The organism is Streptomyces roseoverticillatus, from assembly GCF_000719265.1.
Classification (GTDB): Bacteria; Actinomycetota; Actinomycetes; order Streptomycetales; family Streptomycetaceae; genus Streptomyces; species Streptomyces roseoverticillatus.
The window spans coordinates 113,198-126,446 of sequence record NZ_JOFL01000012.1 but is presented as its reverse complement, the minus strand read 5'-3'; the positions used below and the strand labels follow the sequence as shown (position 1 = coordinate 126,446).

At 71.8% G+C, this 13,249-nt stretch carries 14 protein-coding genes; 10 read left to right on the top strand and 4 right to left on the bottom strand.

From position 1 onward, the window contains the following. Positions 1-27 precede the first annotated feature (27 nt). From IF61_RS0116785 to IF61_RS0116770, 3 genes are all read left to right on the top strand, one after another. Complete coding sequence (locus IF61_RS0116785) at positions 28-603, top strand: TerD family protein (RefSeq protein WP_030367208.1); 576 nt, start codon at positions 28-30, stop codon at positions 601-603. Positions 604-932: 329 nt separating this feature from the next. After that, the gene (locus tag IF61_RS0116780; RefSeq protein ID WP_030367207.1) at positions 933-1,133 is read left to right on the top strand and encodes a hypothetical protein; all 201 of its coding nucleotides are present in this window, start codon (positions 933-935) and stop codon (positions 1,131-1,133) included. Between the two features lie 239 nt (positions 1,134-1,372). Then, a complete protein-coding gene (locus IF61_RS0116770; RefSeq protein WP_030367206.1) occupies positions 1,373-1,567 on the top strand; it encodes an antitoxin in 195 nt (64 codons plus the stop codon). 63 nt (positions 1,568-1,630) lie between these two features. Here IF61_RS0116770 and IF61_RS0116765 read toward each other — a convergent pair whose 3' ends face one another. Next, positions 1,631-2,194 (bottom strand): GNAT family N-acetyltransferase, encoded by a 564-nt coding sequence (locus tag IF61_RS0116765; RefSeq protein WP_030367205.1) that lies wholly within the window; start codon positions 2,192-2,194, stop codon positions 1,631-1,633. Positions 2,195-2,235: 41 nt separating this feature from the next. Continuing rightward, positions 2,236-2,781 carry a GlcG/HbpS family heme-binding protein gene (locus tag IF61_RS0116760; protein WP_030367204.1) on the bottom strand — a complete coding sequence of 182 codons (546 nt, stop codon included), beginning with the start codon at positions 2,779-2,781 and terminating at the stop codon, positions 2,236-2,238. A gap of 272 nt (positions 2,782-3,053) precedes the next feature. Between IF61_RS0116760 and IF61_RS0116755 the strand changes: the two genes are divergently transcribed. From IF61_RS0116755 to IF61_RS0116740, 4 genes are all read left to right on the top strand, one after another. Next, entirely contained in the window at positions 3,054-4,181 is a 1,128-nt protein-coding gene (locus IF61_RS0116755) for a sensor histidine kinase (protein ID WP_078660272.1), read from the top strand. A 35-nt stretch (positions 4,182-4,216) separates the two neighbouring features. Then, positions 4,217-4,939, top strand: a complete 723-nt coding sequence (locus IF61_RS0116750) for a response regulator (protein WP_030367202.1) — start codon at positions 4,217-4,219, stop codon at positions 4,937-4,939. A 462-nt stretch (positions 4,940-5,401) separates the two neighbouring features. Further along, positions 5,402-6,952: a M4 family metallopeptidase gene (locus IF61_RS0116745; RefSeq protein ID WP_397945925.1), complete on the top strand. Its 1,551-nt coding sequence runs from the start codon at positions 5,402-5,404 to the stop codon at positions 6,950-6,952. A 151-nt stretch (positions 6,953-7,103) separates the two neighbouring features. Then, on the top strand, positions 7,104-7,601 hold the full coding sequence (locus IF61_RS0116740) for a hypothetical protein (RefSeq protein WP_030367200.1): 498 nt from the start codon (positions 7,104-7,106) through the stop codon (positions 7,599-7,601). A gap of 76 nt (positions 7,602-7,677) precedes the next feature. On the opposite strand, the gene IF61_RS0116735 is transcribed toward IF61_RS0116740, so the two are convergent. After that, the gene (locus tag IF61_RS0116735) at positions 7,678-8,370 is read right to left on the bottom strand and encodes a pentapeptide repeat-containing protein (RefSeq protein WP_052392756.1); all 693 of its coding nucleotides are present in this window, start codon (positions 8,368-8,370) and stop codon (positions 7,678-7,680) included. 119 nt (positions 8,371-8,489) lie between these two features. On the opposite strand from IF61_RS0116735, the gene IF61_RS0116730 reads away from it, so the two are divergent. From IF61_RS0116730 to IF61_RS0116720, 3 genes are all read left to right on the top strand, one after another. Continuing rightward, the gene (locus IF61_RS0116730) at positions 8,490-9,497 is read left to right on the top strand and encodes a zinc-binding dehydrogenase (protein WP_030367198.1); all 1,008 of its coding nucleotides are present in this window, start codon (positions 8,490-8,492) and stop codon (positions 9,495-9,497) included. A 140-nt stretch (positions 9,498-9,637) separates the two neighbouring features. Then, on the top strand, positions 9,638-11,281 hold the full coding sequence (locus tag IF61_RS0116725) for an MFS transporter (protein ID WP_078660266.1): 1,644 nt from the start codon (positions 9,638-9,640) through the stop codon (positions 11,279-11,281). A 64-nt stretch (positions 11,282-11,345) separates the two neighbouring features. Next, positions 11,346-11,840, top strand: coding sequence for a GNAT family N-acetyltransferase (locus IF61_RS0116720; RefSeq protein WP_030367196.1), 495 nt, complete (start codon positions 11,346-11,348; stop codon positions 11,838-11,840). A gap of 69 nt (positions 11,841-11,909) precedes the next feature. On the opposite strand, the gene IF61_RS0116715 is transcribed toward IF61_RS0116720, so the two are convergent. After that, entirely contained in the window at positions 11,910-13,055 is a 1,146-nt protein-coding gene (locus IF61_RS0116715) for an aminopeptidase P family protein (RefSeq protein WP_030367195.1), read from the bottom strand. Between the last annotated feature and the right edge of the window lie 194 nt (positions 13,056-13,249).

Below are 13,249 nucleotides of genomic sequence, written 5' to 3'. Positions count from 1 at the left end.
AGACCTGACCAGAAAGGGACAATTCCCATGGCTGTAAGCCTGTCCAAGGGCGGCAACGTCTCCCTCACCAAGGAGGCCCCGGGCCTGACGGCCGTCACGGTCGGCCTCGGCTGGGACGTCCGCACCACCACCGGCACGGACTTCGACCTCGACGCGAGCGCGATCGCCGTGAACGCGGGCGGCCGGGTCTACTCCGACGCCCACTTCGTCTTCTTCAACAACAAGTCGACGCCGGACCAGTCCATCGTCCACACCGGTGACAACACCACCGGTCAGGGCGAGGGCGACGACGAGTCGATCAACGTCAACCTCGCCGCCCTGCCGGCCGACGTCGACAAGATCGTCTTCCCGGTCTCCATCTACGACGCGGTGGCCCGCAGCCAGAACTTCGGCCAGGTCCGCAACGCCTACATCCGCATCGTCAACCAGGCCGGCGGCGCCGAGCTCGCCCGCTACGACCTGAGCGAGGACGCCGCCACCGAGACCGCCATGGTCTTCGGCGAGCTCTACCGCAACGGCGCGGACTGGAAGTTCCGCGCGGTCGGCCAGGGCTACGCCTCGGGCCTGCAGGGCATCGCCCAGGACTTCGGCGTCAACGTCTGACGGCAGTAGCAGGAGCAGGACGAGGGGCCGCCCTACGGTGCGGGGCGGCCCCTGCCTGAGCGGTCCGGGGCGGGCCCGGCTCGGAGCTCAGTTCGTGGCGCCGGGGCGGCCGGTTCCCTACCGCGCCGGCGGGCGTGCTCGTGATGGCGACGGCGCCGGGCTGGGAGCACGGCGAAGCTGGGTAGAACCAAGGGGAGCATGCCCGCCATACCACACGACCGACCGGTTGCGCACACTCCGTAACCACCTGCTGAGCAGCGGAGTTGGGCTTCTTCGGGGCGGGTAGGTGTACCCAAGGAGGGGACCCGTGGAGACAGGACTCACGCACCATGGACGACGGCGACTCACTCGAACGCATTCTTGCCGCGGCGATCAGGGACCGGGACCGCGAGCCCGAGCTGTGCCCGGGGTGCCGGCGGCCCCTGCGGGTCGTCGTCGTGGCGGAGAACCCCGGCGATGCGACGTCCCCGGTGATCGTGCGCGGCGTATGCCCCGTGTGCCCCAAGGGGCTGGGCGCCGCGGCCCCCTGAAACACCTGGCCCTGGCCTGTCCGAACTGCCAGAACATGATGCAGCAGATGGGCAATGGCGTGTACAAGTGCTGGAGCTGCGGATACACCAGCACGGGGTGAGGCACCGGGTGATCCACGGGGTGGTGCACCGGGTGACCCGGATAATCGCTGGGTGAAGCCCAGGGCTATGGCCGCGGATGCGGGCCGCGCCGAATGCGGAGATGCTGGTTGGGTCAGCGATCCGTCAGGAGGACGGCCATGTCCATGCTCGACAAGCTCAAGGGCCTGCTCAAGGGCCATGAGGACACAGCTCGGCAGGGTGTCGAGAAGGCGGGCGACGCCTTGGACGCCAAGACCCAGAACAAGTACCAGAGTCAGGTCGACACTGCCCAGCAGAAGCTCAACGAGCAGTTGGGCACTCAGGACCGGCCCGAGGACCGGCCGCCGACCTGATCCCGGGGCTCGGTCCCGGCGTTCGGTCCCGGGGTTCAAAGGGCCGTCACCACAGGCGGTCGATCACCACAGACGGTCGATCTCACCCGGGTAGAGCTCGATGCGGCTCTGTTCGAAGATGCCCGCGTTCGCGTCCGCGCGCGCCCGCGCCGTGAAGAACGCGCCCATGGTGACCTTGTCGAAGCCGGGCTGGTCGCTGGGGAAGGGGTCCTGCGGCGTGCCGCCGATCAGCACCGCACCGGGGAGGGTCCGCCAGCCCGCGCTCTCGTAGAAGGGCTGCAGCGGGCGGTCGCAGGTGAAGAGTCCCACGTCCGCGCCGCTCGCGGCGATCACCTCACGGGCGGCGGCCACCAGCTGCCGCCCGTGTCCCTTGCCGCGGTGTGCCGTGTCCGTGACGACCGCGCTGAGGCCGGACGCCCGGTACGTCCGGCCACCGTGGGTGATCTCCTTGGAGAGGATGTCCAGGGCCGCCCGTACGCCGCCGTCGGGTGCGACGAGCAGCATGGCGACGGGCCGCAGGGCCGGGTCGTGGGGGCCGCCGCCGGGCCATGCCTGCTCGCGCAGGGCCTCGGCACCGGCCCGCAGCTCCGGCGGAGTCTCCGGCTCCGGCACCGTGACGATCCGCATGTGCGCCCCTCCCTGACCCCTGCCCTGTACGTCGCCGCAGGTTAACGCAGCGCCGCCGCGCCCGCCTGCGCGAACTTCTCGTCCAGGTCGCCGCTCGGGGCCCCGGCCACGCCGATCCCGGCCACCGGTGCGCCCTTGACCTGGACCGGCGTGCCGCCCGGCAGGAACAGCGTGCCGGGGATGTCCTTGAGGTTCGGGACGCTCTGGAGGCGCTTGACGAGCTCCGAGGTGGGAGCGTTCCAGGAGACGGCCGTGAAGCCCTTCCGCACGGCGGACTCGTACGACTGCGGACCCGCGCCGTCGCCGCGCAGGGTCACCAGCGTGTTGCCGTTGCGGTCGACCACCGCGACGGACACCTTCTGGCCCTCCTTCTTCGCCGCGGCCAGGGCGGCCTGGGCGGCGCGCGTCGCCGCGTCCACCGACAGGTGCGCGGACTCGGTCACGCCGCCGCCGGCCACGGACACCGGAGCCTGGCGCTCCGCCGCGGGCGAGGCGGTCGCGGAGACCGCGCCGAACGTACCGGCCGCGACGACGGCCGCCCCTGCCGCACCCACGAGCACCCGGCTCCGGACGGAGAGCTTCCGCAGCACGGACTTCGCGGACTCCGCGGACTCCGCAGGCTTCGCAGACTTCATTTCGGCTCCTCAACAGGCCAGTGGTTGCTTGTGCCTCCATCGTTCGCGACCGCGGGCGCCCCGGCATCGGCGTCCCGGCTGCCCCCGGGGTCAACCGATCGGCTGATGCGAGAGGCCCCTGCGCGGGTTAGGAACAGGAGGTGACCCTTCCCGACGACGGCCTCGACGACGGCCCCGGCCCCGATCCCGGCGACGAACCCGGCGCCCGCCGCCTCGCCCTCGTCATGCACGCCGCCTTCTTCCTGCTCCTCTCCGCCTCCTTCGCCCGCTTCCTCATCCGGCACCCGGGCGAGCCCCGCACCCCGTGGATCACCGTCCTCAGCGTGCTGCTCGCCCTGCTCTACGTGCTGAGCCCGGCCTTCGCCCGCCCCCGGCCGCAGCTGCTGTGGCTGGCCGCAGTCGTCGCGACGTGGGTCGTCCTCGTCGTGCTCGCGCCGAGCTTCGCGTGGTGCTCGGTGCCGCTGCTCTACACGGGGCTGCGCACGCTGCCCACCCGCGCCGCCGTCCTCCTGGTCGCCTTCCTCACCGGCCTGGTCGTGGTGGCCCAGCTCCGGCTGCCGCACGGCTTCGACCCCACCCTCGTGCTCGCCCCGCCCGCCGTGGCCGCGATCGCCACCGCCGTCTTCCTCCACACGCAGCGCCAGACGGAGCGGCAGCGCGCCCTGATCGACGACCTGGTCCGCACGCGCCGCGAACTGGCCGCGACCGAGCGCCGCGAGGGGGCGCTGGCCGAGCGGCAGCGGCTGTCGATGGAGATCCACGACACCCTGGCCCAGGGCCTGTCCAGCCAGCGCATGCTGTTGCAGGCCGCGGACCGGACCTGGGAGGCGGATCCGGAGGCCGCCCGGCGCCACACCCGTACCGCCGCCGACATCGCCGCCCGCGGCCTGGCCGAGACCCGCCGGTTCGTCAACGACCTGGCCGCTCCGCAGTTCGACGGCGGCGCGCGGCTGGAGGACGCGCTGCGGGCGCTGGCCGCCTCGGAGACGGCCGAGGGGACCGGGGCGCCCGTGCTCTTCCACCTCGACGGGGTCCCGGTCGCGCTGCCGGACGGAGCGCGGGCCGCGCTGCTGCGGATCGCCCAGGGCGCCCTGGCGAACGTCCGCGAGCACGCGGGCGCGGCGACGGCCGCCCTCACCCTGAGCTACCTCGGCGACCAGGTCGTCCTCGACGTCGCCGACGACGGGCGCGGGTTCGCGCCGGGCGCGCCCCCTTCCCCCGCCGGCGGGCGCGGGCACGGCCTGCCCGCGATGCGGGCGCGCGTGCGGCAGCTCGGCGGCACCCTGACCATCGAGTCGGCGCCCGGCGAGGGCACCGTCGTCTCCGTGTGCATTCCCCTGGCACCTCAGTGACCGACCTGGCACCTCAGTAACCGATTGGAACCTCAGTGACCGACCCTGAAGCCCGTCCTCCCGCCCGCATCCGCATCCTCCTGTGCGACGACCACGCCGTCGTCCGGGCCGGGTTGCTGGCGCTGCTGGCCAGCGCGCCCGGCATCGAGGTCGTGGGCGAGGCGGGCGGCGGCGAGGAGGCGGTCGCGCTGGCCGCCCGGCTGCGTCCCGACGTCGTCCTGATGGACCTTCAACTGGGGCCGGGCATGGACGGGATCGAGGCGACGCGCCGCATCGTCACGGAGGCCGCGACCCGCACGGACTCACGTCACACGACCCCAACAACCGCACCCCGCGCAGCCGCAGGAGCGGAACGCGGCGGTCCGTACGTCCTCGTCCTCACCACGTACGACACGGACGCCGACATCACCCGCGCCATCGAGGCCGGCGCGACGGGCTATCTCCTGAAGGCCGAGCGCCCGGAGGAGCTGTTCTCGGCCATCCGCGCGGCGGCCGAGGGGCGTACGACGCTGTCGCCGCCCGTCGCGAGCCGCGTCATGGCACGGGCGCGCGGCGCGGCACGGCCCTCACTCACGGACCGCGAGCGGGACATCCTCGGCCAACTCGCCCGCGGGGTGGGCAACCGGGAGATTGCTCGCGCACTGTTCATCAGCGAGGCGACGGTGAAGACCCATCTGGGGCGGATCTACGACAAGTTGGGCGTCGACACGCGGGCGGGCGCCGTCGCCGTGGCGAAGGAACAGCGCCTGCTGCCCTGACACCCCCGGGCTTTATCAACTCGTTGGCCTGACTTCACGCCACCTTGATGCCGCCGGCCCTAGCCTGGCGGCGGCCTCGTAGCGGTCCGCATCGCTCCGCTTGTATGCAATCTCATCAGATCGCATACAACTACCGTCCTCGAACTGAGATGCGGCGGATTTCAAGTCCAGACCAGCCTCGGCCAGTTCACCGCATAGCGGAACCAATCAACCGCGTTTCGGAGAACGGCAGATCAAATCCTTGTTGCGCCCCTGTCAATGTCGGTCAGGGGATGGCACTCTCTCCTCAATCCACTCCTGCACCACTCCTGCACCACCGGGCAGCCGTAACCCGTGCTGCCCTAACCCCCCTCAAAGGGACGTGAGTTCACGGCCCGCACATAGGAGACAGAGTTGAGAAGCGTCACCTCCACCTCCCGCAAGAACACCCTGCGCGCCGCCGCGCTCGTCGCCTCCGCCGCCATGGTCGTCGTGGCCGTGCAGACCGGCTCCGCGAGCGCCACCCCCGACAAGGCGAGCGAGGCCTCGCCCCTCGCCGTCTCCGCGGGGCAGCGGGTCGCCGCGATCAAGGACGCGCAGTCCGCGGCTCCCTCCACCGCCGCGAAGCTCGGCCTCGGCGGCAAGGAGAAGCTCGTCGTCCGTGACGTGATCAAGGACGCGAACGGCACGGTCCACACCCGCTACGAGCGCACCTTCGACGGTCTGCCGGTGCTCGGCGGCGACCTCGTCGTGCACGAGGCGAAGAGCGGCTCGAAGAGCGTCGACAAGGCGACCGACGCGCAGATAGCCGTGCCCAGCACCACCCCCGCCCAGGCCCCCGCCGCCGCGAAGAAGAGCGCGCTCAGCGCCGCCGCGGACGAGAAGACCGCCAAGGCCGGCGCCGACCGCGCGCCGCGCAAGGTCATCTGGGCGGCCGAGGGCAAGCCCGTCCTCGCCTACGAGACCGTGGTCACCGGCGTCCAGAAGGACGGCACGCCCAGCAAGCTGCACGTGATCACCGACGCCAACACCGGCAAGAAGCTGTTCCAGCGCGAGGCCATCGAGACCGGCTCGGGCACCAGCACCTACAGCGGCACCGTCTCGCTCTCCACCACCAAGAGCGACTCGGGCTACCAGCTCGTGGACGGCGAGCGCGGCGGCCACAAGACCTACAACCTGGCCCAGGGCACCGACGGCACCGGCACCCTCTTCACCAACTCCAGCGACACCTGGGGCGACGGCGACCAGAAGGCCGGCGTCGACGCGCACTACGGCGCGGCCGTCACCTGGGACTTCTACAAGAACGTGCTGGGCCGCACCGGCATCAAGAACGACGGCGTCGCCGCGTACTCCCGCGTCCACTACGGCGACAACTACGTCAACGCCTTCTGGGACGACGAATGCTTCTGCATGACCTACGGCGACGGTGAGGGCAACAAGAACCCGCTCACCGCGCTCGACGTGGCCGCCCACGAGATGAGCCACGGCGTCACCTCGGCCACGGCCGGCCTGAACTACAGCGGCGAGTCCGGCGGCCTCAACGAGGCCACCTCGGACATCTTCGGCACCGCCGCCGAGTTCTACGCCAACAACTCGACCGACAAGGGCGACTACCTCATCGGCGAGGCCATCAACATCCGCGGCGACGGCACCCCGCTGCGCTACATGGACAAGCCCAGCAAGGACGGCAAGTCCAAGGACTCCTGGTCCTCCTCGCTCGGCCGCCTGGACGTCCACTACTCCTCGGGCCCGGCCAACCACTTCTTCTACCTGCTGTCCGAGGGCAGCGGCACGAAGACGATCAACGGTGTGACGTACGACAGCCCGACGGCCGACGGCTCCAAGGTCACCGGGATCGGCCGGGACAAGGCCACCAAGATCTGGTACAAGGCCCTGACCACGTACTTCACCTCCACCACGAACTACAAGGCGGCCCGCACCGGCACCCTGAAGGCCACCGCGGACCTCTACGGCTCCAGCAGCGCGGAGTACAAGGCGGTCGCCGCCGCCTGGACCGCGATCAACGTGAAGTAACGATCAACCGCACATGAGTCCGGGGTGCCCCGCCGCCGACGCGGGGCACCCCGGACTCGTCCGCGTCCGCCCGGGACCCGCCCGCCCGCGTTCGCCCGGTCCGCTCGCACACGTTTACGCGTCCGGCCCGCCGCCGTGACACCATCGAGGCGTGATCGACCTCGGCTACTCGCTCTCCCGCCGCTTCCCCGACCCGCCGCAGACGGACTACCGCACCGCCGACGTGCGGATCCTGCGGCACGACCTGTTCTGCGGGGACGTCTACATCGCCGATGTGAAGACGGACCGCGAGCTGTCCACAGCCTGGGGATGGGTGCCGGTGCTCGACTTCGCGTGGGCGCTGTGCGACGTCATGGAGCAGATCGACCGCGACCCGCGGGGCAACCGCTCGGCGGCCACGCAGTTCGCCGAGCTCGACTTCACCGAGTCCACGGACTGCATGCTCTTCGAGCGGCGCTTCGGCTGGGTGGAGGTCTCCGCCGACTGGATGCCGGCCGACGAGCCCGCGCTCACCTTCGACCACCGGGCGCTGCGCCGCGAGGCCCGCGACTTCCTGCACGACCTGATCGCCGACCTGTGCGACATGCACGAGGGCCTTGCCGACAACCCCGTCGTCTGGGACCTGCAGGCCCGCTTCCCGCGCGTATAGCCGCATAGCCGTGCGGCCCTGTAGCCGTAGAGCCCTGTAGCCGTGCAGCCCTATAGCCGTACAGCCCTCCCGGGCCTCACCCCGCCGCCGGCTCCACCCGTACGCCTATCTGCGCCGCGAACGCCGGAGCAAGATCCAGGAGTTGGGACGGGCTGATCACCGCGCCCGACAGGTGCTCGATGCCGCGGGCGACGTCGAGCTGCGTCACCCCCCGCAGGTCCACGTCCGTCATCCGGGCCCCCGTGAAGTCGGCGCGGCGCAGCGCGCAGTCGCGGAAGACGACGCGCTCCAGCCGGGCACCGCCGAAGTCGGCCTCGGAGAGGACGACGCCCTCGAAGGTGACGTCCTTCAGAGCGGCCCCGCGCAGATTCAGATAGTCGATCTTGCCGCCGCGGACGACGACCCGCTCCAGCGACGCGCCGTGCAGCTGCGCGCCGCCGAGCCGGGCGTCCAGGATCTCCACGTCCCGCAGGCCGGCCTTCGACAGGTCGGTGCCCACGCCACGGACGCCGTCCAGCACGCAGTCCGTGAACCGGGCCGCCACCAGCTCCGTCCCATCCAGCGCGCAGCGGTACAGCCCGCAGTCCAGGAAGCGGGCGCCTATGCCCGACTGCCCCGCGAAGCCGGCGTCCGTGAAGGCGAGGCCGTCGTAGTCGCCCTCGGGCTCCAGCTCCGCACCGTCGTGCGGCCGCAGCGGGGGCAGCCGCACCTCCGGAACCTTCACCTCCGGGAACGTCGCACGCGTCCGCTTCCTGCCGTGAGTCGTCATGCCGTCCACGGTGACACAGAGCACTGACAGCGGCGCTTGACCTCAACCTTGGCTGAGGTTGAAGACTCAAAGACATCAACAGCGCGACACGCGCCCCGCAGAACGCCCTGGAGACCGCCATGCACGCCGTACGACTGCACGCCTTCGGCCCCGCCGAAAACCTCGTCCACGAGCACGCCGAGGACCCCGTGCCCGGCCCCGGGCAGCTCCGGATCGCCGTCGCCGCCGCCGGCGTGCACCTGCTCGACACCGCCCTGCGCTCCGGCTACAGCAGCGCCGTCCACACCGCACCCGAGCTGCCGACCATCCCCGGCCGCGAGGTGGCCGGCACGGTCGACGCCCTCGGCGAAGGGGTCGACGCGAGCTGGCTCGGCCGGCGCGTCGTCGCCCACCTCGGCATGGTCCCCGGCGGCTACGCCGAGCTCGCCGTCGCCGCCGCCGAGAAGGTGCACGAACTGCCCGACGGGCTCGGCGAAGCCGAGGCCATCGCCATGATCGGCACCGGCCGCACCACGCTCGCCGTCCTCAGCTTCGCCGAGCTGAGCAGCAAGGACGTCGCCGTGGTGACCTCCGCCGCCGGCGGCATCGGCGCCCTCCTCGTGCAGTACGCCAAGAACGCGGGCGCCACCGTCGTCGGCCTCGCCGGCGGCCCCGTCAAGGCGGAGCGCGTGCGCGCCCTGGGCGCCGACGTCGCCCTCGACTACAACGACCCCGCCTGGCCGGACGCCGCCCGCGCGGCCCTCGGCGGACGGGCCGCCACCGTCGTCTTCGACGGGGTCGGCGGCGAGGCCGCCCGCGCCGCCGTCGGCCTCCTCGGCCCCGGCGGCGACCACCTGGTCTTCGGCTGGTCCGCCGACGGCCTGACCAGCAGCGGACCGTCGTTCACGCTCAGCGAGGAGGAGCTCGCCGAGCGGGGCATCACCTCCCGCAACGTCCTCGGCCCCGCCATGCTGGAGCGCGTCGGCGGCCCCGAAGGACTGCGCCGCCTGGAGGCCGCCTCCCTCGCCGACGCCGCCACGGGCCGCGTCACCCCGCTGGTCACCCGCTTCCCCCTCACCGAGGCCGCCGACGCCCACCGGGCCCTCGAAACCCGGCGGACGGTCGGCAAGGTGGTGCTCGTCCCGTAATCCCGTAGCGCCCGCCCCGTAGAACCCGTGCCGTAGCACCCGGGCCGTAAAAGGAGCCCCGCGTTCGACAGGCGCCCCTCACCCGATCGGCCTACTCTGGAGTGCGGATCTCTGCACGTACGGCCGTGAGGGCAGGTCCCATGAGTTCAACGGGTTCCACGGGTTCCACGAGTTCCTCGGACACAGGCCCCATACCGATATCCCCCTCCGCACCCGACCCCCGCCGCTGGTGGGCCCTGGTCGTCATCGCGACCGCCCAGCTGATGGTCGTCCTCGACGCCACCATCGTGAACATCGCCCTGCCGTCCGCACAGCGCGCCCTCCACGTGTCGGACGGCAACCGGCAGTGGGTCATCACCGCCTACACCCTGGCCTTCGGCGGCCTGCTGCTGCTCGGCGGCAGGATCGCCGACCTGGCCGGCCGCAAACGCACCTTCATGACCGGCCTCGTCGGCTTCGCCGCCGCCTCCGCCCTCGGCGGCGCCGCGCACACCTCCGGCCTGCTGTTCATGGCCCGCGCCCTGCAAGGCGCCTTCGCCGCGCTCCTGGCCCCCTCCGCGCTCTCGCTGCTGACCACCACCTTCACCGTCGGCAAGGAACGCGCGAAGGCCTTCGGCATCTACGGCGCCATCGCGGGCGGCGGCGCCGCGATCGGACTGATCGCCGGCGGCCTGCTCACCGAGTACCTCGGATGGCGCTGGTGCCTCTACGTGAACGTGCCCATCGCCCTGGCCGCCCTGCTCGGCGCCGGCGCCTTCCTCCACGACGACCGGCGCCGCCGCGGCGAACGCCCCCGCCTGGACATCCGCGGCGTCCTCCTGGGCTGCGGCGGCCTCGTCTCCATCGTCTACGCCTGCAGCGAGGCCGAGCCGCGCGGCTGGAGCGACCCGCTCGTCCTCGGCCTGCTCTGCGGCGGCGTGGCGCTCCTGTGCGTCTTCGCCTGGTGGCAGAGCCGCGCCCCCAGCCCGCTGCTCCCCCTGCAGATCGTCCGCGATCGCAACCGCGGCGGGGCGTTCCTGACGATGGGCCTGGCCGTCATCGGCATGTTCGGCATGTTCCTGTTCATGACCTACTACCTGCAGGTCGTCCTCGGCTACTCCCCCGTGAAGACCGGCCTCGCGTTCCTCCCCATGACCGCCGCAATCGTCGCCGGGTCCACCCAGATCTCCGCCCGCCTGCTGAACCAGGTGCCCCCGCGGGCCCTCATGGTGCCCGGCGCCGTCCTCGCCGCCGGCGGGCTGTTCCTGCTCACGTTCCTGCCCGTCGAACCCGCCTACGTCAGCCACGTCCTGCCCGCCGAGCTCCTCGTCGGCCTCGGCATGGGCCTGATCTTCATGCCCGTCATGGCCACCGCCACCTCCGGCGTCGCCCCGCACGACTCCGGCGTCACCTCCGCCACGGTCAACACCGCGCAGCAGGTGGGCGGCTCCATCGGCACCGCCCTCCTCAACACCATCGCCACGTCAGCCGGCGCCACGTACATCGCCGCGCACCTCAAGAGCGCCGCCGCCACCGCCGCGGCGACCGGCGGCGCCCTGACCCCCGCCGACCGCGACACCGTCGTCAAGTCCGGCGTCGTCCACGGCTTCCACATCGCCATCGCCTGGGGCTCGGGCATCATGCTCCTCGCCGGCCTCGCCGGCGGCATCCTGGTCACGGCCGGACCGCCCAAGCACGCGAGCCCCTTGGGGGACGTCGAGGCAGGCACACCCGGCGCGGAGACCGCCGAGGCCGAGGAACGGCACCACATGCGCGCCTACGAGCCGGAGGACGGCCCCCAGTGACCGCCCCGCGCCCCTCGGCGAAAATCGCTGGCCCCGCCCCGCATCCGCCCCCATCCTGAGCCCCATGAAGACCGAGATCAGAGACGCCCGCGACACCGACTGGCCCGCCATCTGGCCCCTCGTCCGCGACACCGCCGCCGCAGGCCTCACCTACACCTTCCCGCGCGACCTCGACGAGGGCACCGGCCGCGCCATGTGGATGCTCGACGCCCCCGGCCGTACGGTCGTCGCCGTCGACGAAGAGGGCACCGTCCTGGCCACCGCCAAGATGAACCCCAACCACATGGGCCCGGCCTCCCACATCGCCGGCGCGAGCTTCATGGTCTCCCCCGAAGCCGCCGGCCGCGGCATCGGCCGGGCCCTCGGCGAGCACGTCATCGCCCGGGCCCGCGAGCAGGGCTACCGCGCCATCCAGTTCAACGCCGTCGTCGAGACCAACACCCGCGCCGTCGCCCTCTGGAAATCCCTCGGATTCCGCATCATCGGCACCCTGCCCGAGGCCTACCGCCTCCCCGACGGCACGTACACCGGCCTGCACATCATGTACCTGCAGCTGTAAGCCGCCGCATCGGCCGTAAACCTCCGGGGCTGCAGCCGTAAGAAGCCACCGGAGCGGAACCGGTGGCCGCTAGGCCACCACCCGCATCCCGTGCGCCGTATTGTTCAACCGCCGCCCGCCCGACTCCGTGCACACCACGATGTCCTCGATCCGTACACCGAAACGTCCCGGCAGGTAAATCCCCGGTTCGATGGAGAAACACATCCCCGGTACCAGCGGCAGGTGTTCACCCTCCACCAGATACGGCGGCTCGTGCGTCGTCACACCGATGCCGTGCCCCGTACGGTGAATGAAGTATTCCCCGAACCCCGCCGCCCGGATGACCTGCCGCGCCACCCGGTCGATCTCCTGGCACGCCACACCCGGCCGCACCGCCTCGAACGCCGCCTGCTGCGCCTCGCGCACCACGTCGTGCACCTTGCGCTCCTCGGCCGTCGGCTGCCCCACGTGCACCGTACGCGTCGTGTCCGAGCCGTAGCCGTCCTTCAGCCCGCCGAAGTCCATGACGACCATGTCGCCCAGCTCGATGACCCGGTCACCCGCGTCGTGATGCGGATTGGCCCCGTTCGGGCCCGATCCGACAATCGTGAAATCCACCTGGCTATGGCCGTGTTCGAGCAGCAGACGCGCCAGATCGGCCGCCACCTCCCGCTCCCGCCGCCCCTCGAACTGCAACCCCGACACGTCCTCGTACGCAGCATCCGCCGCCGCGCCCGCGGCCGCGAGCCGCTCCACCTCGTAGGCGTCCTTCACCGCCCGCAACATCGGCATGACCTCGGTGAACGCCCCGTACGACACCTCCGGGCAAGCCCGTTGCAGACCCAGCAGGTGCAGCGCCCAGGCGTTGTCCGAGACGCCGTAGCGGCCCTTCGGCCCGAGCAGCGGAGCCAGTGCCGCGTACGGATCCTGGCCGTCGCTCCAGCCGGTGACCGACAACGACGAGGCCGACGGGGCCTGTTCGGCGTCGGGACGCTCCAGGGCGGGAACGAGCAGCCGCGGCCGCTCGCCCGGCGCGATCAGCAGGGCGGTCAACCGCTCGGTGGGGGGCGGACGGTAGCCCGTGAGCCAGTCCAAGTCGGGGCCCGGTGTGACGATCAGACCGGCCAGGCCGGAGTCAGCGGCCTCGACGGCGGCACGCTCCAGGCGGTCGGCATAGGCCGGCCCGCCCGCGGATCCACCGGGCGGGGTCGGGGCGGGGGCGGCGGCATCGCTCATGGGGGCAGAGTAATCCGGGAGAAGGCGCCCGGCGCCGCGTTTCTCTACCTCTCGGGTGACACTCCCTCATCCGGCCGGATGAGAGCGACCCCGACCCAGGACCGATTTCCCGGCGATTTTGTTGTGGAGGCAATTCGGGGCTGTCTAGCGTGTTCATGCCTTGCCTGCCGTCCGCCCACCTGAAGCGACCGCGG